General features: G+C 42.7%; 1 protein-coding gene. It reads left to right on the top strand.

Going from position 1 to position 927, the window contains the following annotated elements; all coding sequences use genetic code 11:
• Nucleotides 1-57: 57 nt before the first annotated feature.
• Nucleotides 58-870 carry a 2-amino-4-hydroxy-6-hydroxymethyldihydropteridine diphosphokinase gene (gene folK, locus HT701_RS10950; protein ID WP_138030842.1) on the top strand — a complete coding sequence of 271 codons (813 nt, stop codon included), beginning with the start codon at nt 58-60 and terminating at the stop codon, nt 868-870.
• Nucleotides 871-927 lie beyond the last annotated feature (57 nt).

Here is a 927-nt window from a genome sequence, read left to right as displayed (position 1 = left end):
TTTCATTGAGTATAAAAAGAATCCGCTTGAAGCGGATTTTTCTAGAAAGGAATCATTATGGATCAACTGCAGATTAAGGATTTGGAAATTTTTGCCTATCATGGTCTTTTTCCTAGTGAGAAGGAATTGGGGCAAAAGTTTGTTATTTCCGCCATCCTATCCTATGATATGACCAAGGCGGCTACAGACTTGGATTTAACGGCCTCTGTCCATTATGGAGAATTGTGTCAGCAGTGGACGACTTGGTTTCAGGAAACCACTGAGGATTTGATTGAAACGGTAGCCTACAAACTAGTAGAACGTACCTTTGAGGCTTATCCTCTTGTCCAAGAAATGAAGTTGGAACTCAAAAAACCTTGGGCGCCAGTACATTTGCCACTAGATACTTGCTCAGTAACCATTCATCGCCGTAAGCAACGGGCCTTTATTGCCCTAGGAAGCAATATGGGCGATAAGCAAGCAAACTTGGAACAAGCCATTGAGAACATGCGAGCTCGAGGTATCCATATTCTCAAAGAGTCCAGTGTCTTGACGACGGAGCCTTGGGGAGGTGTTGAGCAGGATAGCTTTGCAAATCAAGTGGTTGATGTTGAAACCTGGTTGCCCGCCCCAGTTCTATTAGAGACCTTGTTAGCTATTGAGTCAGAGATGGGACGGGTGCGAGAAGTGCATTGGGGACCTCGTTTGATTGATTTGGACTTGCTTTTTGTGGAGGATCAGATTCTTTATACAGACGACCTCATTCTGCCTCATCCTTACATAGCGGAACGCCTTTTTGTTCTTGAGTCTCTACAAGAAATTGCGCCTCATTTTATCCATCCTACATTAAAGCAACCGATCCGCAATTTGTATAATGCTTTGAAACAATAGAAAAAACTCTAGTTTTCAGTAGTTTGTAACTGAAGGCTAGAGTTTTTATACTCTTCG

It is taken from the genome of Streptococcus sp. 10824 (assembly GCF_013276595.1).
GTDB lineage: Bacteria > Bacillota > Bacilli > Lactobacillales > Streptococcaceae > Streptococcus > Streptococcus pseudopneumoniae.
The sequence above is the reverse complement of the archived record's forward strand: the minus strand, read 5'-3'. Positions and strand labels throughout refer to the sequence as shown.

Excerpts from the sequence above, each read along its gene's own strand:
- folK (WP_138030842.1), top strand. The coding sequence starts at position 58 with ATGGATCAACTGCAGATTAAGGATTTGGAAATTTTTGCCTATCATGGT.